The 21,876-nt window shown below is 34.0% G+C and carries 11 protein-coding genes; 1 reads left to right on the top strand and 10 read right to left on the bottom strand.

Annotated features, from left to right (window positions below; translation table 11 throughout):
* Positions 1-13 precede the first annotated feature (13 nt).
* The 9 genes from GON26_RS11690 to corA all read right to left on the bottom strand — a co-directional run bounded on the left by GON26_RS11690 (position 14) and on the right by corA (position 16,184).
* The gene (locus tag GON26_RS11690; RefSeq protein WP_160374959.1) at positions 14-1,402 is read right to left on the bottom strand and encodes a glucoamylase family protein; all 1,389 of its coding nucleotides are present in this window, start codon (positions 1,400-1,402) and stop codon (positions 14-16) included.
* A gap of 73 nt (positions 1,403-1,475) precedes the next feature.
* Positions 1,476-2,744: a fibronectin type III domain-containing protein gene (locus tag GON26_RS11685; protein WP_160374958.1), complete on the bottom strand. Its 1,269-nt coding sequence runs from the start codon at positions 2,742-2,744 to the stop codon at positions 1,476-1,478.
* Positions 2,745-2,829: 85 nt separating this feature from the next.
* Complete coding sequence (locus GON26_RS11680) at positions 2,830-3,810, bottom strand: LamG-like jellyroll fold domain-containing protein (RefSeq protein ID WP_160374957.1); 981 nt, start codon at positions 3,808-3,810, stop codon at positions 2,830-2,832.
* A gap of 18 nt (positions 3,811-3,828) precedes the next feature.
* Positions 3,829-5,286: a RagB/SusD family nutrient uptake outer membrane protein gene (locus GON26_RS11675; RefSeq protein WP_160374956.1), complete on the bottom strand. Its 1,458-nt coding sequence runs from the start codon at positions 5,284-5,286 to the stop codon at positions 3,829-3,831.
* Between the two features lie 4 nt (positions 5,287-5,290).
* Complete coding sequence (locus GON26_RS11670) at positions 5,291-8,302, bottom strand: SusC/RagA family TonB-linked outer membrane protein (protein ID WP_160374955.1); 3,012 nt, start codon at positions 8,300-8,302, stop codon at positions 5,291-5,293.
* A gap of 245 nt (positions 8,303-8,547) precedes the next feature.
* A complete protein-coding gene (locus GON26_RS11665) occupies positions 8,548-11,292 on the bottom strand; it encodes a helix-turn-helix and ligand-binding sensor domain-containing protein (protein ID WP_160374982.1) in 2,745 nt (914 codons plus the stop codon).
* 249 nt (positions 11,293-11,541) lie between these two features.
* On the bottom strand, positions 11,542-12,738 hold the full coding sequence (locus GON26_RS11660; protein ID WP_160374954.1) for an acetate/propionate family kinase: 1,197 nt from the start codon (positions 12,736-12,738) through the stop codon (positions 11,542-11,544).
* A gap of 215 nt (positions 12,739-12,953) precedes the next feature.
* The gene (gene pta, locus GON26_RS11655; protein ID WP_160374953.1) at positions 12,954-15,047 is read right to left on the bottom strand and encodes a phosphate acetyltransferase; all 2,094 of its coding nucleotides are present in this window, start codon (positions 15,045-15,047) and stop codon (positions 12,954-12,956) included.
* Positions 15,048-15,110: 63 nt separating this feature from the next.
* Positions 15,111-16,184: a magnesium/cobalt transporter CorA gene (gene corA, locus GON26_RS11650; protein ID WP_160374952.1), complete on the bottom strand. Its 1,074-nt coding sequence runs from the start codon at positions 16,182-16,184 to the stop codon at positions 15,111-15,113.
* A 128-nt stretch (positions 16,185-16,312) separates the two neighbouring features.
* Here corA and GON26_RS11645 point away from each other — a divergent pair, with 128 nt between their 5' ends.
* On the top strand, positions 16,313-16,966 hold the full coding sequence (locus tag GON26_RS11645) for a carboxypeptidase-like regulatory domain-containing protein (RefSeq protein ID WP_160374951.1): 654 nt from the start codon (positions 16,313-16,315) through the stop codon (positions 16,964-16,966).
* Positions 16,967-17,295: 329 nt separating this feature from the next.
* Here the strand turns inward: GON26_RS11645 and GON26_RS11640 are convergent, their stop codons facing one another.
* Positions 17,296-21,834 (bottom strand): SMEK domain-containing protein, encoded by a 4,539-nt coding sequence (locus tag GON26_RS11640; protein ID WP_160374950.1) that lies wholly within the window; start codon positions 21,832-21,834, stop codon positions 17,296-17,298.
* Positions 21,835-21,876 lie beyond the last annotated feature (42 nt).

Below are 21,876 nucleotides of genomic sequence, written 5' to 3'. Positions count from 1 at the left end.
TGTTTTTTGCTGATTAAAATCCGTATTTCGTTGAATGAAAACCTAAGTTCAACAGTCCTTGTTTAGTTTCAGGAGCATTCATAAATAATTTCCACAATAAACCTGTACGGTAGTTTTCTATCATTGGCGCAATAGTACCTTGGTCGATCGCTAAATAACGCTGTGTAACCCAATTGAACTGTGGCGAAAAAGCATCGTACGGACCAGCGATTCCAACATATTCATTTCTTTTCTCGTTGTATAAAAATTTTAGAAAATTCATACTCTCTTTTGGTGTGTATGGAAAAGAAGAAAGAGCTGCCGTTGGCGTAATCACACCTCGATCATTATCGGTATCATGAGCAGAATATCCTGTTGAGCCATCCGAATTTCGGGTATAACTTGCTGTAAGTCCCCAACATTTCTCTGAATAACCCTTCCATTGTTTGGGGTTGATTACACAATGATTATAGATGATTTTAGCATGATTTTGAGTTAAGGCCCAGTAATCAGCATATTTGTCTGTCAAAGTACCTGGGTCAAGCCCTAAATAAGAATATTGTGCCCAGAATAAAGGTCCGGCGTTACCACTAACAGTATTGTATTTAAAAAGCAATGGAATGCCATATTGAGAATTTGCACTTACAATATTTCCGCTTCTTGCCCAAGCCTGATGATATGCTTCTGCGGGAATAGGATATGTAGGAGAAGCGGCTCCCATAACATAAGCGATTAAGCATTCATTATACCCTTCTAATTTGAATTTCATTTCCCACTGATATTTAGGAGACCAATGCCAATACATTGCATTTTCTCCATTCGTGTACCAACTCCATTCTACCCCTTTCCAGAGTTCATCTGCTTTTGCAGCTAATTGTTTTTCTCTGGTATTTCCGTTTTTAAAATATTCTCTAACCGCGATTAAACCCTGACACAAAAAAGCTGTTTCTACTATATCTCCACCATCATCTTTATTTCCAAAAGATATGGCATGACCTGTTTGTCCATCCATCCAGTGTGCCCAAGCTCCGTGAAAACGATCTGCATTTTTAAGGAAATCCATTGCCGTAATCATTCTGGAAACAGCTTCTTCTCTTGGTATAAACCCTCGTTCGACTCCAACAACTAACGACATAAGTCCAAAACCTGAACCTCCTGTTGTTACTTTGTTGGCCTCAAACCCAGGATCATTAACAAGATATCGCTCTCTTCCTAATTTTGAATTTGGCTCTGCATAATCCCAAAAATATTTGATGGCATCTTTTTGGACCTGGTCTAATAATTCTGTTTCACTCAGCGGCGTAATTGGAGTTACTGGATTTGTTGGTAATGGTGTTCCTCCCTTGTTTCCTTCTTCTGGCGAAGAAGATGAACATGACATGAAAACACTCAAAAAAAGAGTTATGTATAGACTGATTTTCATTTTTATTTGTTTTGTGGTATTATTATTCTCAACAGAATCTATTTAAAAATTCTGTTGAGAATATTTTTAATTTTTAATTATTCCAAACTCCGGTACCTGACCAATCACTATAATCACTCCAAGTTCCATTACTACATTGAGATTTTATTCTAAACTTGATAAATTTATTTCCTGAAATACCATTTGTATTAATTGCTGTTGAGTAATTATTAGTAGAGCTAGTAAAAGTTCCTGATATTTGTTGCCCAGCAAGATTATATATTAGATATTCTCCTTGATAATTTTGTGAATTTGCTAAAGCTCCCCAATTAAAAGAACCTGAACTCGCATTACTATAAACATATAAGTCAGTAGGCGCAGATGGACATAATCCATTAACTGTTACCCAATTTGAATAAGCTGTAACACAATCTAAATAAGCAGTTAAACGAATTTTAAAACTATGTCCTGATTGTACATAATAAAAATCCGGATAAGATCCCTCGGGAGCCTTAGAAAAATTACTCATGCCTCCTCCATTTGTAACCAAATCAGTCCATTCTAATATGTAATAGCCATTTGAAAAATTAGGAATAGGTGTGAAATTTATTTTATAACCATATGAATATGGAGTAACTGAAAAATTTTCAATTGATGAAACTTGTTTGTTACAAAGTGTAGTAAATTTTATTTTCTGAGTAATTTTATTAGATGTAAAATTTCCACAATCAACTAAAATAAACAGATTATAAGTTGTATTAGGTTCTAAAGACTTTATTGAAGCACTACAACAAGGCGAACCTACAGAAGGTATTGATCCACTTAGTCCATCTTTAGCATAATAAATTCTATAACTTGGTGCTCCTGGAACATTGTCCCATTTCAAATTCACTGAATTAGTTGTAACATTTGTAATCGTAAGGTTTAAAGCTCCTGGATAATTGCAAGATGAAGGAGTTGGAATAGTTGATTTTTTATAATTTACAGTAATTTTAATCATTTTAGATTCGTCTTGAAAACAACTTCCATTAGTAGAAAATTTATAGGCAACTTGTGTGTCTGCACTTACGGTCTTCTTAAACTTAAATCTAATTATTGTACTTTGTCCTGGAGTTAAAATACTTCCATTTGTATAACTCTGTGAAACAATTCCGTCACTAGTTCCACAAGCTTGCGTTGCATTTAGAAATACAGGATTACTACTATTTCCAAAACATTTAACAACAACATCAACAGTTCCTTCAACTCCTGAATTAATATCTATTGTATTAGAAAGAGAAGTATAGGTTACCGTATTTTGAGAAAAAATGCTTTGTACAAAAAACAATATTGACAGGAGTGAAATTAATTTAAAGATTTTCATAATCATTTAGTTATTTGGCATATATAGTTTATAGAAATTTAAGTCTTTGATGAGATAATTAATTTACTCATCAAAGACTTTTTTTTTATCTTTTGTCTTTCTCTAATTTGTAAAGAGCTGTAACTTCACTAGTAGTAAGGGCTGAATCGTAAATTCTGAATTCATCCATTAAACCTGCATAACTTGTAGCCCATCCTTGTGCTGAACCACCTGAAGTTAGAGATGGATTTGTTTGAAATTGATGATTACCAAAAACTACTTTACCATTTGTTCCTATCATTTCAAATGCACCATATTTTGGAGCATTCTTTGAATTTTCAAAAGTTCCTGAATCATCAGCATACCATATTACCGAACCTACAACTCCTGCAGTTGGAGCATATGGAAAACCTCCTATATTCGCGCTTGGCGCTCCATTCGTATAACAGTTTATAGTACTTGTTTTAGAATCATATGCCAATACAACATGTACCCAAGTATTTAAACTATTATCAATGTTTACGATAGCGCTTTGACTTTTCCAGGCAACACCTGCTCTTCCATTTTCAACTCCCAGTTTTAATCTTAATCTATTTGGATTTGCACTGTCAGGATTTTCTAAAAATAAATTAATTCCGCCCCAAAACTCAGTTGGTCTAACAATAGAAAAAATACCTTGTGCACCTTTTCCCTGTCCTGGACTTCCGCCATCAGGTACTGTATTGGCAGTATTCATCCAAAAGGATATTGAGTAATCATTTAAAGACGTAATTTTTGCAGTAGCATTTCCTACTGCATATCTTGCAACAGAACTAGAACCTTGATAAGCATTTCCTTTTACTCCATTTGCATAAGCAACATTCATTTCTTCAAATCCTGAAATATTACTTTTACTGTCTGTTAGATTCCCATCAAAACTAAATTTTGATACTAAGTGCGCAGCCGCAACATCATCAGAACTGTCATAACCCCCAATTGATTCATACGGAATTGGGCTGTTTGTTTTATCTATACTATCCTCACAGCTTACAAAAATTGTAGCAGCCAAAACAAAAGAAAGCAAGAAAATTGATTTATTTTTTTTCATTTTAATTGTTTTTAAGGATTAATAACCACCAGGGTTTTGAGAAGACAAATCTCCAGCTTGTTTTAAGAATGATGCCGGGATAGGAAATAATTCATGTTTTCCTTCGATAAATGTTTTTCCATCTGCAGCAAAAGCAGCTTTTGCCTGACCAGTACGTACCAAATCAAAAAATCTATCGTGCTCAAAAGCCATTTCTACTCTTCTTTCTTTCCAGATTGCAATTCTGACATCTCCTTGTGATACAGCAGGTGTAACTCCTAAATTGGCTCTTTTTCTAATTTGATTCAACAACGGAATTGCTTGATCAGTTTGTCCTAATTCATTTAAAGCTTCTGCTTTCATCAATAAAACTTCAGCATATCTTAAGTATTTAATATCGACATCTGTTTCCCAGGCATCTGTATAGGCAGAAGAATAGGCTTTGTAATTATAACGTTCGTTTTCTACCGTAGTTGGAATTACTCTTCCATCATATAAAGTAGTTCCTTTAAAAATAATTGTCGCAGCTTTTCTTACATCATTTGGTTCATAAGCATTTACTAAACTTTGTGATGGTGTATTGAAACCCCAACCCCAACCTCCAGCACCACGAGCACCTTGGGTATTTGAATATCCTTCAATTCCTTTTGCAGGAACACTTCCTTGAGCATAAATTTCGAAAATAGATTCTGAATCAAATTTCCCAGCAGGTCTAAACATCGTTGCATAATCTTCTACTATTGAGTATCCGGTAACTTTATTACAGTTATCCACTACTTTTTGCCAGTTTTTTTGATACAAACTTACTTTTGCCAATAAGGCATAAGCAGCACCTTTTGAGGCTCTTGATCTTTCATTCGCTCCGTAAGCTGATTTTTCTGGCAAAGCAGCAATAGCATCATTTAAATCACTTTCGATAAAAGCATAAACCTCCGCAGATGTTTTACGGGTTAACTGCATAATTCTATCTGCATCATTTCCAGGTACAGGTAGATGATCAACAATCGGCACACCTCCGTAACATTTTACCAAAGTAAAATACATAAAAGCTCTTAAAAACTTAGCTTCTCCAGCCAATCTTGCTCTTAAATTAGCATCCGCTTTATCTAATTTTGGAAGAATATTTAAGGCCTGATTACATCTGTTGATACCATCATAATTGGCATTAAAAGTACTTTCGGCAGATGGATTTGAAGCGTTATAAGTCAAAGCATCCAAAACATCTTTATCAGTTCCTGTGTCTCCAGGCGAAGATCCTTTATCTGCATCATCTGATGTAATACTTGATAAACCAATCCAACCAAACGAAGTCATATCCCAATTTAAAAATTTATTGTAAATTGAAGTTACAAAGGTAGCCGCACCTGCGTCATTGTTGAATAACTCAATATCTTTTGTAGAAATAGTTTCTGTTTGATCTACGTCTAAATAATCGTCTGCACATCCTGTAAAAAAGAATGATGACACTACAAACGTTGCTATATATATCTTTTTCATAATTTTAAAATTTTAGGTTAGCACCCATTACAAATGATCTCAAAGTTGGATACGCATTCAATTCAACTCCCTGAAGGTTGTATGGATTACCATCATCATTTAATTCTGGAGAAAATCCTGAGAATTTCTGGGTAATAAATGGGTTAATTGCATTTACGTAAATTCTGCAAGAGCTAATAAAACTACCTTCAGGTAAAGGCAATTTATAGCCTACAGTAATATTATTTATTCTGAAGAAATCGCCTGACTCTAAATAATACGTTGAAGCAACAGGTACCTGATTGAATGGTGCTGGATTTGAAGCTGTCAAATTATTTGGTGTCCAGAAATCCATTGCAAGAGACTCTTCGATGTTTTCACCAGAAAAACGCTGTGCTTTTTTTCCATTATAGACCTTTGCCCCTGCAGTTCCATAACCATCAACAGAAAAGTCAAAATTTTTGTAAGCAAGACCTAGTGTTACTCCGTAGTTAGATTTTGGCAGTATTGAACCAACATATTTTCTATCAGCATTAGTATTTAAAGCATCTTGAGTCACTTTAGCACCAGCAGCATTGTAATACAACATTTTTCCATTTGAAGGATCAAAACCAGCATATTCATACATATAAAAACTTCCTAAAGGTTGACCTACAGAACTGTTATCTAAAATTTTAGTGTTTTGTCCATTCCCTAAATTTCCACCATTTTGTATGGTTAATTCAACATCTTTTAATCCTGTAAGTTCATTTTTATTGTTCGAAAAATTACCACCGATCCAATAATTAAAATCTTCCCCTATTTTATCATCCCAACGCAAGGAAATCTCATATCCTTTGTTAGATACTTCACCAACATGCGCAGGAGAAGCATTCGTAATTCCTGATGTAAAATAAGGTTTAGTATTTAAAATTACATTGGTTGTTGTTTTATCATACACATCAAAAGTTCCTTTTAATCTATTATCTAATAATTCAAAATCTAGACCTGCAGACGTTTCTTCTGTAACTTCCCAAGATAAACTAGGATCAATTTGTGAGCTAATTGTTGTTCCCTGATTTAAAATAGAGCCTCCTAAATAAGCATTTTGACCAGATGTATAACTTTGGTTATTAAGAGGTACATTTTGATTTCCTAAACGTCCCCAACCTCCTCTTAATTTTAACAAATTGATTGTTTTTGAATCTGCTAAAAATGCTTCTTTAGATATAACCCAACCTAAACCAAAAGCAGGGAAAGTACCCCAACGGTAATCTTTACCAAAGTTGGAAGATCCATCACGTCTTATAGTTCCTGTAAGCAAATATTTATCCATCAATTTGTACTGGAAACGACCTAAATAAGATGCTAGTTTTATTTCGTTAAAAACTTCATCCTTATAGCTAGTAACATTAGCAGCATATTCTACGTCTTTTAATCCCCAATAATTAGAATTTGTATCTACATTTTTTCGCACAATAGTTAGTTTCTCTCTATTCCCTTTAACACTTGTTTCTATACCAGCTGTTACTTCTATATCATGAATTTCAGCAAAAACTTTGTTATAAGTTAAGTAGTTCTGCAAGTTCCAGTTATAATATTGCTCTCTCCCCTTTGTTAATGTATTTAAGTTTGCATTTGGAAATTCTTTTGCATAATCGCTTTCAACTTTATTTGGATTGGCAGCCAGCCAAATATTTTTATTATCTGCATAATCATATTGTTTCCAACTATAATATTCCCCGTTAAATTGAGATGTAAATTTTAATGATTTTAAAATCTCATAATCCAATTTCAAGCCTCCCTGAAGCATAATACTTCTTTGTTCTTCATCTTTAAAATCTAATTGTGCCACAGGATTACCCGCATTGTTAAATGCTGAACCTGTCTGACTAACGAAACCATCCGGACCAACTCTGGATACTCCGTATTTCCCATCAGCAAAGCGAACAGGAACTAATGGTGATTGCTTATAAGCATTTGTAAAGGCATCTAATGGCTTAGGTGTTGATTTGGTAGAGGTAAAACTGAAGTTTTGATTTAAAGTCAGTTTTTTAGAAATTCTATATTCATTGTTATTTCTAAAAGTAGTACGTCCGTAATCCAATCCGTTTAAGATTGCTTTTTCTTCGTAATTTCCTAAACTGAAAAAATATTTAATACTTTCAGTACCTCCAGAAACAGAAACGTTGTTTTGAGTATAACTTCCTGTTCTGGTAATTTCATCAAACCAGTCTGTATTTATAGGCTGATCTTGTGAAAAAGTAGTTGACTGCAAAGCTGAATTAGTATAATACGCATACTTGTTACTTCCAGCCATTTTTACCTTTTTCAAAGGCTCTCTTACTCCTGCAAAGCTTTCAATTTCTACAGAAACTTTATCTCCTTTACCTTTTTTGGTTGTAATGATGATAACTCCATTTGCAGCTCTGGTACCATAAATTGCTAATGCCGAAGCATCTTTTAAAATATCATACGAAGTAATATCATTTGTATTAATATTATTGATATTTTCTGTTGGCATTCCATCTACAATAAACAAGGGAGTTCTCCCACCTAAAGCTGTCCCCAAACCTCTAATAACAACAGAAGGTGTACTTCCTGGAAGATCAGACGAAATTACCTGTACCCCAGCCGCTTTACCTTGTATAGCCTGCGAAGCATTTAAGACTTTGGTTTTTGTAATTTCTTCTCCTTTTAGTGAACTAATTGCAGTAGTATTATCAACTTTTTTTCTGGTTCCGTATCCAATGATAACAACATCTTTTAACATAGTATCATCAGATTCCTGCAAGGTAACACTCATATTAGCCGATGCTGGCAAAGAAACAGCTTCAAAACCCAACATCGAAATTTTCAATATTTCTCCCGATTTGGCATTTATTGTAAAATTTCCGTCAAAATCAGTATCAGCAGAAGTTTTAGAATCTGGTGCCTGAACTATGGCTCCCGGAATTCCGATTCCTTTACTATCTACTACTTTTCCTGTGATTGCCTGACCAGACATATAAGCTGGTAGAAGCAAAAGCGCTAAGAAGCTAAAAATAAAATTTCTCATAAGTTTTGTAATCGTTTAAGTTAGTGGAGCCAAATTAAGCAATTACAACGTTGTAGTACATCATATAGGGCTACTACATGATTACATCAAAACCAAAAAAAAGTGTATTAAATAACTGAAAAACAATTATTTATACAAAAACCACAATAGCTTTAACATATCATTATGATGTAGTAATGATGTATTGTAATAATGTAAAAAAAGTGGTTTAAAAATAAAATATTACTAAAATTTAATAAGATAAATTATATAGTAAGTAAAAATTTAGATAGATTTTCTTCTTGTGTGAGGTTTAATTTCTTTCTAAGACGATAACGATGGAGTTCTACACCTCTGAAGGAGATGTTCATCATAGGTGCAATTTCTTTGGACGAAAGGTTCATTTTAAGGTAAACACAGAGTTTGATATCTTTTGGAGTAAGAGTTGGAAACTTCTTAGAAAGACTAATAATAAATTCGTTATGAATCTGATTCAGATTGGTTTCAAAAATTTCCCATTCGTGTTTATTCACTTCATTGATTTTAATCGCTTTTTTGATTTCGCTTTTTAGTTTATTGAAGTCTTTCTCGGAATCTAAAATTTGCTGAATATTATCTATCATCTCACTTTGCTTTGCAATTGACAATGATTTTCCCGCCACTTCAGATGATTTAGTTAATAATTCAAGTTCCAGAATGTGTTTTTCATATTCCTGAATATTCAATTCGTTCTCCGCTTTCAATTCCATTTCCAGGATTTCTTTCTGATGTTTTAGTTCTTCTTCCTGAAGTTTCAATTTTTGAATGTAACGGAGCTTATTCCATTTATAATAAAAGAAAAATACAGCGCCTATTAAAAACAAATACAACACAATCATCCAAAAAGAAAAATACCAGGGCTGTGCCACTCTAAATTCAAAACTAGAAACTTCATCGTAACGCGCACCATCATGTCTGTAGATTTTTACTGAATGAAATCCGCTGCTTAAATTATTGAGAACAATCAAACCATCAGTAATGGGTAAGAAATCTTTTGTGTTATTAAATCTATAAAACAAATTAGGTTTTCTGGCACCATAAATTCCGGACACCACATGAATTTTTAACTCCGAATTAAATTCAATTTTATCGTCCTCGGCAACAAGATTTTGGTTACTAAAAGCCTCTGTTTTTAAATCCAGATTTTGTTTTTTAACATTCTTTAATTGAAGTGAAATAAAGCCATCATCAAGATTTAGTAAATAATTGTCTTTATCTCTAAAAACTTTCAAGTTATCATTGATCAATTTTCCTTTATAATATTTCTCCTGAATAATATTCCACACAAATTTATTTCCGTTGGCATAAATATGGTACAAAATTCCGTTTTGCTGTACAATAAAATGGCTTTCATCTATGGCAACAACATCAGAAACACTTTTGAAATTTTCGTTAAACAATTCATTTTTTTCCAATTTATTGGTCAATGAATTATAAGTGTACCAGGAATTGTCAATTAGAAACAGAATTTCGTTTCTGAACTCAAAAATTTTAACGCCAAAATCATTTTTAATTTTGCTTTGCTGGGTTACGTTCTCGACTTTTTTGGTTTGATAATGATCATCATACAAAACACGATACAAACCCCGATAATTATCCGCAGCCCAAAGTTCATTCTTCTTATTTTGGGCAACGTATTTTATAGGTTTAGAAATCTCTTGTATTCTTCTGTTTTGAGTTAGTTTTGAAGGCTCATCATAAAGTAAAACACCACTATAAGTAGATTGAAAATAGTTATTATTAATACTACTCTTAGACAAATTCCAGCCACCACTAATTCCGTTTATCTTGGAAAAAGTTCCATTATTGTACACAAAAGTTCCATCGTTGTGACCAATCACGTATTGATTGTTAATTTCGGTTATATTCCAGGCTTGTCCCTGTGTATTTGGTATCATGGAAAATCTACCGGCTCCATATTCAAAAACACCATGATTGGAAGCAATCAAATAACCATTATGGGTTGGTGCAACCGAATAAACTGATCCTAAAATTCCGGTATTATCATAAAAAATAGAAACTGGCGAATTGATCTCGACATGCGCAATTCCGTTGTCAAGCCCAAGCCATAAATCGTTTTCTTTATCCAGACCAATACTCAAAATCGAGTTGTTCATCAAAACATTATTACGGTCTATGTTTTTATACAAATCCGTATTCAGGTCAACAACATAAACACCTTTATTTCCTGTTCCGATAACCAGTTTGTCGTTTTTTACAAACTTGGCCACATTAATGGTTGCTTTTTTTAAAGTTTCGTTCAAGGGATTGCCCCAAGGTTTCAAACCATTTTTTTCTACTGAAAAAACGCCATTTTTGTGTGTAAAAATATAGGTCTTATTCTGATGTTTTTCAATTGCATGAACAACACAGTTTTTAAGCACATTCCACCCTTTAGGGTTGGCAATTTTGGAGCCTTTCATTCTAAAAACACCTTTTTCTACAGACGCTACATAAAGGTTTTTATCGACTACAAAACAATACGAAATCAAAAATGGAAACCTTATTTTCTGTATGTGTTTTCCCTTGTAAATAAAAACATCATTGAAAGACTGAAAATAAATTGAACCATTAAATCTAAAAATTTTCCAGATTTCTTCGTTATCTTTTTCATCAAACAAACGCAGGTTTTTGGTAATGGAAACATAATGCATTTTCCCTTCTTTTCTGTGCCAATATCCAAATTCTTTATAGGAACCCGAATAAATCTTATCCCCTTCAACCATTATAGAACGAATAATGGTTTTATTAGGCAAGGTATATTTCTCCCACGTTACACCATCGTAACGCAGTAAATAATGATTATTGGCAAAATACATCGCATTATCATTTCCCTGGACAACATTCCAAATTTGGTTATCACCTTGATAATTTGATTTATTATAATTTTCTACAAAAGGAAGTAATTCTTGTGCCTGAATCTGAAAAGTTATAAAAAAGAGAATAAGTAATTTATGAAGTGTAGATTTCAAAATATTCGTATTTATAGTCAAATATACTGACAAATATTGAACTTTTAAAAAACAAACCAATATACATGGTTTAAGTTTAGTGAAGAGAAAGTTTCCAAAATTATAACGCTTGTTTCTTAACCACAAATTGCACAAATTCTCACAAATTAATATGCGAGAATTTGTACAATTTTTGGTATAACTTTTTTAGAAGTTGAACGCGAAATATACTAAAGTGGAAAGTTTTAACTATTCGTGTGGCTAATGAATCTAGTCTCTCAACAAATGATAAACCTGATTAGCGATTTCAAACTCTTCGTCAGTAGGAATTACTAAAATTTTCACTTTAGAATCTGGCGTATTAATCGCTCTGTTTTCTTTCGAACGAATTTCGTTTTGTTCTAAGTCTAAATCAATTCCGAAGAAATCCATATCGGTACAAACCAATTTTCGAATGTGAGACGAATTTTCGCCAATTCCTGCCGTAAAAACAATGGCGTCCAGACCATTTAGTGCCGCTGTGTATGAACCTATAAATTTCTTAATTCGATACGCATTCATAAACAGAGCCAACTGACAATCTTTATTTCCTTTTTCGGCTTCGGCTTCGATATCCCTCAAATCACTGAATCCAGTAAGACCTAACATTCCGCTTTCTTTTTGCAGAATCGTATTTATTTCTTCTAATGAAAATCCAAGCGAATTTTGCATATAAAAAATAACCGACTGATCTACATCTCCCGCTCTGGTTCCCATTATCAAACCATTTGTTGGCCCGAAACCAAAAGAATGATCGATACTTTTTCCGTTTTTAATAGCGGTAATACTGCAGCCATTTCCTAAATGAATGGTAATGATATTTTGAGTTGGAAGGTTTTTTTCTCTTAAAAATTCAATCGCTTGTTCCGAAACATATTTATGACTTGTTCCGTGAAAACCATACACACGAATTCTATTTTCGGTCAGTAATTTGTTCGGAATTGCAAATTTATACGCCACTTCTGGCATCGTTTGATGAAAAGCGGTATCAAAAACAGCAACTTGCGCTGCATTGTCAAAAATTTCTTCAGCAACATTAATTCCTTCTAAATTCGCCGGATTATGAAGCGGTGCCAAATCAAATAATTGTTTGATTTTTGCCTTTACTTTCTCGTCAATTTTGACAGTATCCGTAAAAGAACTTCCTCCGTGAACCACTCGATGACCAACGGCACCAATCTCTGAAGTCGATCTTATAACACCTTTTTCCGCATCCAAAAGCATTTGAGCTACTTTTTGCAAACCTACTTTATGATTCTGAATAGGAAGTGTTTCTGCCAATGAATTTGATGCTGATTTGAAGGTTACATTCGAACTTTCTAACCCAATTCTGTCAATCATACCCGAACATATTACTTCGTTGGCCGGCATTACCATTAATTGATATTTTATCGACGAACTTCCTGAGTTTATTATTAGTATTTTCATTTTTTATGTTTTTTGCCACGAAGGCGCTAAGTCACTAAGTTTTTTTTATTTTATAAATTTATACAGAACGTAAATTTGAATGCGGATGACACGGATTTGCTAAAGCAAAAACGCGGATAAAAACGGATTTTTTTAAGTATAATTAGTAAGTTATAGTACAAACTCATAGCTCATAGCTCATAGCTCACAACCCAAAACGCATAACGCACAACTACCTAAAACCCTTGCGCCTGAATCGCTGTGATCACCACCGTATTGATAATATCATCCACCGTGCAGCCACGACTTAAATCATTTACAGGTTTGTTTAAGCCTTGTAACATTGGACCAATGGCCAAAGCTCCTGTTTCTCTTTGAACAGCTTTATACGTATTGTTTCCTGTATTTAAATCTGGAAAAATAAGTACACTCGCCTGCCCTGCTACTTCAGAATCGGGCATTTTGCTCTTTCCAACACTTCTATCCACTGCAGCGTCATACTGAATTGGGCCTTCAATTTTTAAATCGGGGCGTTTTTGTTTTACGATTTCGGTTGCTGCTCTTACTTTTTCGACTTCATCCCCTTTTCCTGAGGATCCGGAAGAGTAGGAAAGCATCGCAATCTTGGGCTCAATACCAAAAGCGGCGCTTGATTCTGCTGATGAAATAGCAATTTCTGCCAATTGTTCTGCTGTAGGATTTGGATTAATAGCGCAATCACCAAAAACCGAAACTCTATCTTCTAAACACATAAAAAACACCGATGAAACTACCGATGAATTGGGTTTGGTTTTAATGAATTGCAATGCCGGTAAAATCGTATGCTGTGTAGTATGCGCCGCTCCAGAAACCATTCCGTCTGCGTGACCTTTATAGACCATCATGGTTCCGAAATACGAAACATCTTCCATTAAATCCCTTGCCATTGTTATGCTAACATTCTTCGCTTTTCTAAGCTCATAATAGGTATTAGCATAATCATCATAATGCTTAGATTCTATTGGGTTGATAATGTTTACTTTCGAAAAATCAAATGAAATTCCCAATTCGGTTATTTTACTTTCTATTTGTTTTTTATCCCCAATAATCGAAATATCTACTACATCCATCGCTAATAATCGCGAAGCTGCAATAATGATTCTTTCATCGTTTCCTTCTGGCAAAACGATATGTTTTCTGTGCTGTTTGGCACGTTTAACCATATTGTACTGAAACATTTTAGGCGTCATTCCTTCAGCCACAAACGTGATTAATTTTTCAGATAATGCTTCAACTTCTACATACTTTTCGAAAGTATTAATCGAAGTTTCGATTTTATGGGTATTATTGGCGTAAATTTTAGATTTGATAGCGCCAATTCTGTTGGTAATATGATAGGTTCCGCCATCAACCGCGATAATCGGAACAATAGTAGAAAGCCCTTCAATAAGTTTTAAAATACTTTCTTCTGGAAGTATATTTCCCGTAAGGATAATTCCCGAAACGGTTGGATAATTAACCGATTCATTGGCTTGCAGCGCACCCAGAATAATATCCGAACGATCTCCTGGCGTAATTACCAAAGCGTTGTCGTGAAGATGAACCAAGTAGTTGTGCAATTGCATGGCTCCAACACTAAAATGCCCAATTTCATTATTCAGATAGGTTTCTCCAAATAATATTTTAGCATCCAGTTCATTCACGATTTCCTGCATCGTAGGATTGTTCAAAGTCGAAATAAGCGGAATGGTATTAACCAAAACATTCTCAGGTAGGCTTTTCTGCAATCCTTTGGTAACTAATTCTATATTTTCCGGTTGTACTTTATTGGCAAAAACAGATAAAACTTCGACTTCCTTTACTTTGAAAGAATCATAAACCAGATACAAACTGTCTACCAATTCTTCTAAGGTTTTACCCACTCCAGAACCGATAATGATAGTTGGAATTCCTAGATTTTTAGCTATTAAAACATTCAAATCCAGTTCAATAGAAGTTCCTTCACCCGTAAAACTTGTTCCTTCTACCAAAACAAAATCAAAACGTTCTTCGAGTTTTTTATATTTTTCGATAATCAAATCTAAAACCTCTCCTATTTTCCCTTTATTTTTCTTTTTGATTAATTTGCTTTTCGTAATCGCATAAGCATCTTCAAAATGAATATCAAGGTTAAAATGCGAAAGAACAGTTTCGATATGATTGTCCAGTTCGCCATCAATAAAATCCTCCACAATAGGTCTAAAATAGCCTACTTTGGCAGTTTTACCAATCAAAATACTCATCAAACCCAATGTTACAATCGATTTTCCACTGTTTTGGTCGCTTGTGGCTATGTATATCGCTTTACTCATACTTTCTATTTTGATTTTAAACAAATATCGAACAATTCTGAATTTTTCATATTAAAACAAAAGTTAAAACCAACGTCTTTTTTTGAAATAAACAATCAGGGCTATCACCAGTAAAAACATACTTCCCATTACGATAAAATACCCGTTTTTAGAACGAAGTTCGGGCATATAATCGAAGTTCATTCCGTACACTCCTACTATAAAAGTCAACGGAATAAAGATTGCCGAGATAATCGTGAGCGTTTTCATAATCTCGTTCATTTTTCGGCTTTGTTCCGAAAAATAAAAGTTGGAAGCACTTTCTAATGAGCTCATGTCCGAATCGATTTGCTCTAAAAGTTCGAGACTTTTTTGATGCAATCTGGTAAAAAAATTAAAAGTATCGGCTTCTATATCATTGAATATATTATCGTCTTTGATGCTTTTTAAATCATACAAAGAATCCCGAAGCGGAACTATAGAACGGCGCAGAAAATTAAAATTATCACGGTGATTTTCTATTTTTTCTAAAATAATAGGGTCTGCTCCTTTTTTGGTCAGATCTATTAATTCTTCGATTTTATTTTCTTCATTTTCAATTGTAATGTAAAAATTTTCCATTACAGCGTCCAGTAATAAATAGAGCAGATAATCTACTTTTTTAGTGCGAACAATCCCTGAATGAGTGCGTAATCGCTCACGAATATGGGTAAAGAAATCACTTCGTTTTTCCTGAAATGAAATTAAAATACCATCTTTTAAAATAAAACTCAGTTGCTCTGCTTTGATTGTTTCCGAATCTTCCTCAGAAGGCAAAATCGATTTGATATTGAAAAACAATAGTTCCCGTTGTTCCTGCAGCTTTGTTCTTTTGGCTGTATTTAAAATATCGGCTAATAAAAAATCATCCAACTGAAAGTGCGCTCCAACCGTTTTAATCAGATTGAGATCATTTAATCCGTGAATGTTCAGCCAATTATTTTTGGTAGTATCAATACAAGTGTTTAATGCCAAAACCGTAAACTTCTCATATTCTATAACATCTTCATTGTCATATACAAAAAGCTGCATTTCAGATTCCTGACCTTTATGCGACCCAGTGTACTCAAAACTAACATGTTGAAGCTTCCTGCCTTTCTTGTATTTTATCTTTCTCATTCAAAATGATTTATATAGTAATATTACAAAAAAGAATCTGAATGGGAAATGATGATGGTTATTTTGATAGGAAGATAATGTCAACAAATCAAAAAAATAATTACTTTTATTAAAATCAATTTATCAAAATGATCCATAAAATAAAAATCTCCATTCCGGAACCCTGCCACGAAAAGTGGAGCGAAATGACTCCTACTGAAAAAGGCAGATTTTGCAGTAATTGTCAAAAAAATGTAGTTGATTTCACAAAATCATCTGACAGAGAAATTCTTCTGGAATATAATCGAAACGAGAATTTATGCGGTCAGTTTAGAGCTTCACAATTAGACCGGACTTTAATTCTTCCCAAAGAAAAAAAATCGATTTGGATGATTGCTGCAGCATCCATAATTGCCTTTTTAGGATTGGGCACTCAATCAGCTACTGCACAAGGCAATGTAAGAATCGAACAAACTGATCAAAAGCAATTGAGTGATTCTTTAGATGCAGATTCAAATAACAAACGTAAAGAATATTCAGGTGTTTTACTAGATAATCAAAATATTCCTTTACCTAGTGCCAACGTAGTCCTAAAAGGAACAAAAATTAGAACTCAAACTAATTTTGATGGGAAATTTTCAATTAAAGCAAAAAAAGGAGATACTTTAATTTTCTCTTACATTGGATTTGAAAACAAAGAATTTAAACTCAAAAACAAACTTCAAATACAAGTAAAAATGGATATTGAAATGATGATGGGGGAAGTAATTATAGAAAAAAAAGAAGACTATATAGAGTTTTAAACCTATAAAAAAAACCGAGCCATTTATGACTCGGTTTTGGTAATATATTGTAGAGACGCACAGCAGTGCGCCTCTACGAGTAAATTATTTTACTTCTTCGAAAATAACAATACCTGATTAACAACACATTACACGTAAATGGTACAAATATGGAACAAAACAATTATTTTATTTCACGAAACGAGATATTTCTTTTCTGAAAGCCAATCATTTTAAACTTTATTCGACAGGCTAAGTTTCTAATCAATCTCCAAATAATCCATTTATTTTCTATTTTAATTAACTTAAGAGTTCTCTATTCAAAACAAAACCGCTAAATTCAATAAATATTAGAAAGCATCCTTCAAACTCCAGGTAAGCTGCAGGGCTTCCTGTGAACCTGACTGGGCAAACTGATCCAGTATAATAATGAGTTTATCAAAATTAGTAGAAATAGACAAAACTTTTTTATGATCAGCAATTAGGCTTTCTGTAAGCTTCACTACTTCTTTAAGAGTGCTTTGATCATAAGTAAATCCATTTTTAGCTGCACAGATAACTACCTTTGCACTAAGTTCAAGAACGCGCTGGGGATCAAAATCAATTAAAAAGTTGAGATTCTTCATAAAATAAAATCCTGTATGCGCCACCATAAAACCGCTTTCCAAGTATTCCGACTGCACTGCGGCATACTCTAGAAGAGGCATTAATTTACTGGACAGAGCCTTTCTTTCCACTTTGGATAATTTGCGGGAACCATTATTATTTTCAAAATCTAATATGAAATGGATGTTCTGAATTACATTATCAACTATTTCAAAATGATCAACAGCACTTTCGTGAGAAATACCAAGAGTTTTCAAAAAGTCAAATCTGAATTTTAGAACTTCTTTGTATAGATCAATCAGGACCGAAAATTTATCGAGATTTTCAATATAGTTTTTTCCTGCATTAAAGGAATCAAGAGTTCCATTAATTTCAAAAATCAAAGTTCTTGAAAATTCCTTATTTTTCAAATTGTCTTTAATTCCTTTTACAGCAGACTGCCTGTCATGACGAAGTACTCTCATAAGCTGCAGAACTACATAACTACTCCAAATTTCACTGTAAGTTTCACCGTCCTCTGCTGACAAGCGTTCAGCAATTAACAAGGAAACTTTCTCAATATTCTCAATACTACATTTTATTAGATCATCAAAACATAATTTCGTGATTATTTCATTCATACACAGACCATCAGACTCAGCTGCAACACGTTCAAATACCTTTTCCCAAAATATAACTTTGCTTACATTCCAAAAATAAGAAAGTGCTGGCAGTGCTTTTAACCTTATAATAGCCATGTTATCACTCATAAGAGCCAGTACAGTCTCTTCCAGCGAAGGATCTTTCGAATCATACATCAAATTTATCAAGGTAAGTACCGAGGCTGTTCGTGCACTTGGAGAATATGCCCCACCGAAACGGCTGCTTAACTCACCCTGCTCATATGTCTTGCTTTTATAATCATCAATTGAAATATAATACATAGATACCTCTCTTAGAAAAAAGGTTTTCTCATCGGATATTTTCTGTGGGTGAGCTGAAAGAATATTGGCAAAAGTTGCAACGGCGTTATCACATGAAGCCTGGATTAGCCCAACTCCTAGCATCTTGGACCGAGCGGACTGAAAAAGCTTATAAGCCGCTTCAAATTCTTCTTCATTTAAAACTCCATACTGTTTATTTTGTTCATTTTTTCTAAAAGTTTCATTAAAACCCTCCACTATTTTAAAGAGCTCGTATATACTACTTTGTTCTTGATTGTTCGGCATGAAACCGTATCCAGCCATTCTCTCTTCCTGAGTCAGACTTTGTGATTGGGCCATCTGCAGTCCTCTTGAGAGCATCTGCTTATTTTCAGTGACGCCATTTCTATCCAAGAATTCTATTGATGCAGCAAGCTGCAGGGTCGAAGGCGGTATTACCGATAAAATCTTTTTAAGGCGGCTCACCATCCATAATTCATTATGATAAAAAGGTTCAGGATGCATCAGCTTAAAAAAAATTTCTTCGATTTTTCTGCGCTGAGTATTAGTCATTGAAGGCCATGCTCTTTCCAAAAGAGATACCGCTTCATACATTGTTTCATCACTTTCAAAAAATATTTTATTGGAAAGTATTTCAAAAACTATAACTTGAAATAAAGCTATATTTTCATTAAGATATTTCAGGAGTCTGCGCCATAGATATGCGGCCTGAATTACACTTGCAATCTCATATATCCTGTTTTGAATAATCTTCTGTTCTTCAAGTGCAGTCTTCAGTTCTAAAGCTTCAAAAATCATCCTTCCGTGTGCAAACGGTCCGTTCTTCTCATCTTTTTCATAATAGGAATTATCTAAAAGTATTGATGCTTCCACTGCCCCAACACAGACAGAGAATATATTTTTCTCAGGTTTATAGTTCCCTTCTGCATTGGCCTTATTTACAATATCAGCACCCAGAGTTGCTGCGGGGAGAAAATTAATCTGAAGAAGTTCTTTGAATTTCTTTTCAAGAACAAAATAATTATGTGCAAAATCTTGTTTTCGATTGCTGTTAAGCTGCAGAACAGCAGTGCCCATTGACGTAACTTTATTGCTGGTTTCTCTATGATAATAAATCTTTCTATAGATATCGGCTCCAAATTGAGCATTTGATGCAAAAACTTGTTCTAAACATTCACCAAGGGTATGAAAGAAAGTAATAGGAAAATCATCTTCGCCAAGCAGTTCAAGAACGTTTTTTAAAATATTTTCCGCACTCCCAGGTTCGAAAGAAAAAGTAGAACAGAGATTTTTTATACCGCGATATCCGGCATTACTGTCAATATATTTTTTTTGATCAGACACTAAACGCTCCTTCATCACATAACTCATGTACTCTCTGGAAGCCTTAGAGAGTTCTGTCATAATATCATTATTATTCTTTGAATAAAATCTGATTGCCGCCTCTAAATGAACTCCTAGCTGCCATAATAAATCAGGATGCAGTTTATCACATAGCCCGGTTAGAAAAATGACATCTTTTAAGCGCACGTTGCCCTTATTTATAAACCACAATGATTCAAGAATCCTGCGGACGGATTCTCCATATTCTAAAGTACCCAATTCTTCGGCAAGAGGCTTTAAGTCTTCTGAGCTTATATAGGTATCTATAATAACGTAGTCAAGAATTGTCTGATGGAAAAGCCTGAAAAGAGGTTCCTTTATTGCTTTGATCTGGAAATAATGATCCCAAAATAAATCACGATTGTAGTGCCAGAGATCATTATAGAAATAAACAAAGCTCTGCCTGAACAAAAAAGGCAGTCTGTTGTTACTGCTAATAAAGTCAATCTGTTTATTCGCCTGATTATAAAGCAGATAATAACTGACTGCATATTCTAATAAAATATTATGCGCAAATGAAATATTCTTTCGATGCAACCCGTGTTCTACTATTATTCCCTGTTTTAAAAGTTCTTCAAACTCTACGGCATCCTGAGCAGCAACTATATTATATGTTTCTATTGAAAGGCTTGGAATACCTGCAAAAGCACTGGTGATTTTGTGGGCAAATAGGTCAAGCGCACGGTTTGATTGTATTTTGATTCTCCAATAAAAATTTAAGAGCTGTGATTCTGTTGTTACTACCGAGAGATTTAATTTTTCATCTGTTCCATGATTCACAATCTGTTCAAGAAGTCCCATAAAATAAGGAACACTTAACAATTTCAGCAGATTTTCTGTACAGCCTTTTACTTTCTCGCCCATTTTAGGATAAGTAGAAAATATATCTTTGACTTCTTGTTCACTAAAACAAGGGATTTCTATGTTCCTGCAGCCTAATATACCGCTGTCAAAGCCTGCCCCGGGGAACAATAACTGCAAGGATATAGATTTTGCTGCATCGTAAGTACGACATCCCACTAAAATATTCCATGAACCTTTAAGCCTCTTTAAAGCACTGCGGATATATTTGAACACTTTATCTTTCAGCCGTTCGTTTTTTGCAGTATCTAAGCCATCAAATATCAGAAGGCTTTTAAACTGCTTATCATCTGAACTTATTAAAGCCAGTTTATCGAGCCATCCATCAGTAAAACCGAGATTTTCATTAATTTCTGTCAGGTCACCATCAATAAGCTCATTAATACGCAGCACATAACAGGGAATATTCTGTTGATAATAATACCGCTGGAGGGCATCAATAATAAATGACTTACCAAAACCCGGTCCTCCCACCAGCAGACCATTATCTTGCTGACTGAACTCAAATATGTTTTTAACCAATTCATTCCTTTGGACATAAAAGCCATCTTTTTCAGGAATCAGTTCCTGCATTAAACTCCCATCGGGTATTGCTGATGAATGTACTGCGAGTTGTATTTTCAAAGGAGCAAGCTCTACTCTTAAAAAAGTATCAATTTCCGCGAGAGCTTTGGCATCACAACGCTGCAGAATTTCTTTCAACAACCATTTAATATCTGCTGCGCAGTAATTAAGTCCATTAAGATTGGATTTCTTTTTATGGCTTGGTGTTATTTTTTGTCTTATAAAAAAAATGATAAGCTCCGCACCTTCAGCTTTTTCAACGCTATGCATCTGCGAAAGCGAATAATCAATTTTCTTTTTATATGTTTTATTTGCCGTTATCTGTATATAAAGATTGCGTTTTAAATCAATAAGATCGTACCCATTTTGATTCATTTTCTCAGCGTTGCCATTAACTAGTTCCCATCCGAAAATCATGTTAAAGAGTCTTAAGAAAACGTTTTCAGCATGCACAGAGGTACTGGATAAACCTGATGAATTAGACATCTCAAGCTCCATCGAATACAGCAGCAGATTTCTTTGAATATTATCATAAAAAGTACTAGAGCTCATAAATAAAAGGTTGAGAATTATTCAAATATAAAACAATATATA

The sequence above is a fragment of the Flavobacterium hydrocarbonoxydans genome, from assembly GCF_009789235.1.
GTDB lineage: Bacteria > Bacteroidota > Bacteroidia > Flavobacteriales > Flavobacteriaceae > Flavobacterium > Flavobacterium hydrocarbonoxydans.
The sequence above is the reverse complement of the archived record's forward strand: the minus strand, read 5'-3'. Positions and strand labels throughout refer to the sequence as shown.

Excerpts from the sequence above, each read along its gene's own strand:
- GON26_RS11690 (WP_160374959.1), bottom strand. The coding sequence starts at position 1,402 with ATGAAAATCAGTCTATACATAACTCTTTTTTTGAGTGTTTTCATGTCA.
- GON26_RS11685 (WP_160374958.1), bottom strand. The coding sequence starts at position 2,744 with ATGAAAATCTTTAAATTAATTTCACTCCTGTCAATATTGTTTTTTGTA.
- GON26_RS11680 (WP_160374957.1), bottom strand. The coding sequence starts at position 3,810 with ATGAAAAAAAATAAATCAATTTTCTTGCTTTCTTTTGTTTTGGCTGCT.
- GON26_RS11675 (WP_160374956.1), bottom strand. The coding sequence starts at position 5,286 with ATGAAAAAGATATATATAGCAACGTTTGTAGTGTCATCATTCTTTTTT.
- GON26_RS11670 (WP_160374955.1), bottom strand. The coding sequence starts at position 8,302 with ATGAGAAATTTTATTTTTAGCTTCTTAGCGCTTTTGCTTCTACCAGCT.
- GON26_RS11660 (WP_160374954.1), bottom strand. The coding sequence starts at position 12,738 with ATGAAAATACTAATAATAAACTCAGGAAGTTCGTCGATAAAATATCAA.
- pta (WP_160374953.1), bottom strand. The coding sequence starts at position 15,047 with ATGAGTAAAGCGATATACATAGCCACAAGCGACCAAAACAGTGGAAAA.
- corA (WP_160374952.1), bottom strand. The coding sequence starts at position 16,184 with ATGAGAAAGATAAAATACAAGAAAGGCAGGAAGCTTCAACATGTTAGT.
- GON26_RS11645 (WP_160374951.1), top strand. The coding sequence starts at position 16,313 with ATGATCCATAAAATAAAAATCTCCATTCCGGAACCCTGCCACGAAAAG.
- GON26_RS11640 (WP_160374950.1), bottom strand. The coding sequence starts at position 21,834 with ATGAGCTCTAGTACTTTTTATGATAATATTCAAAGAAATCTGCTGCTG.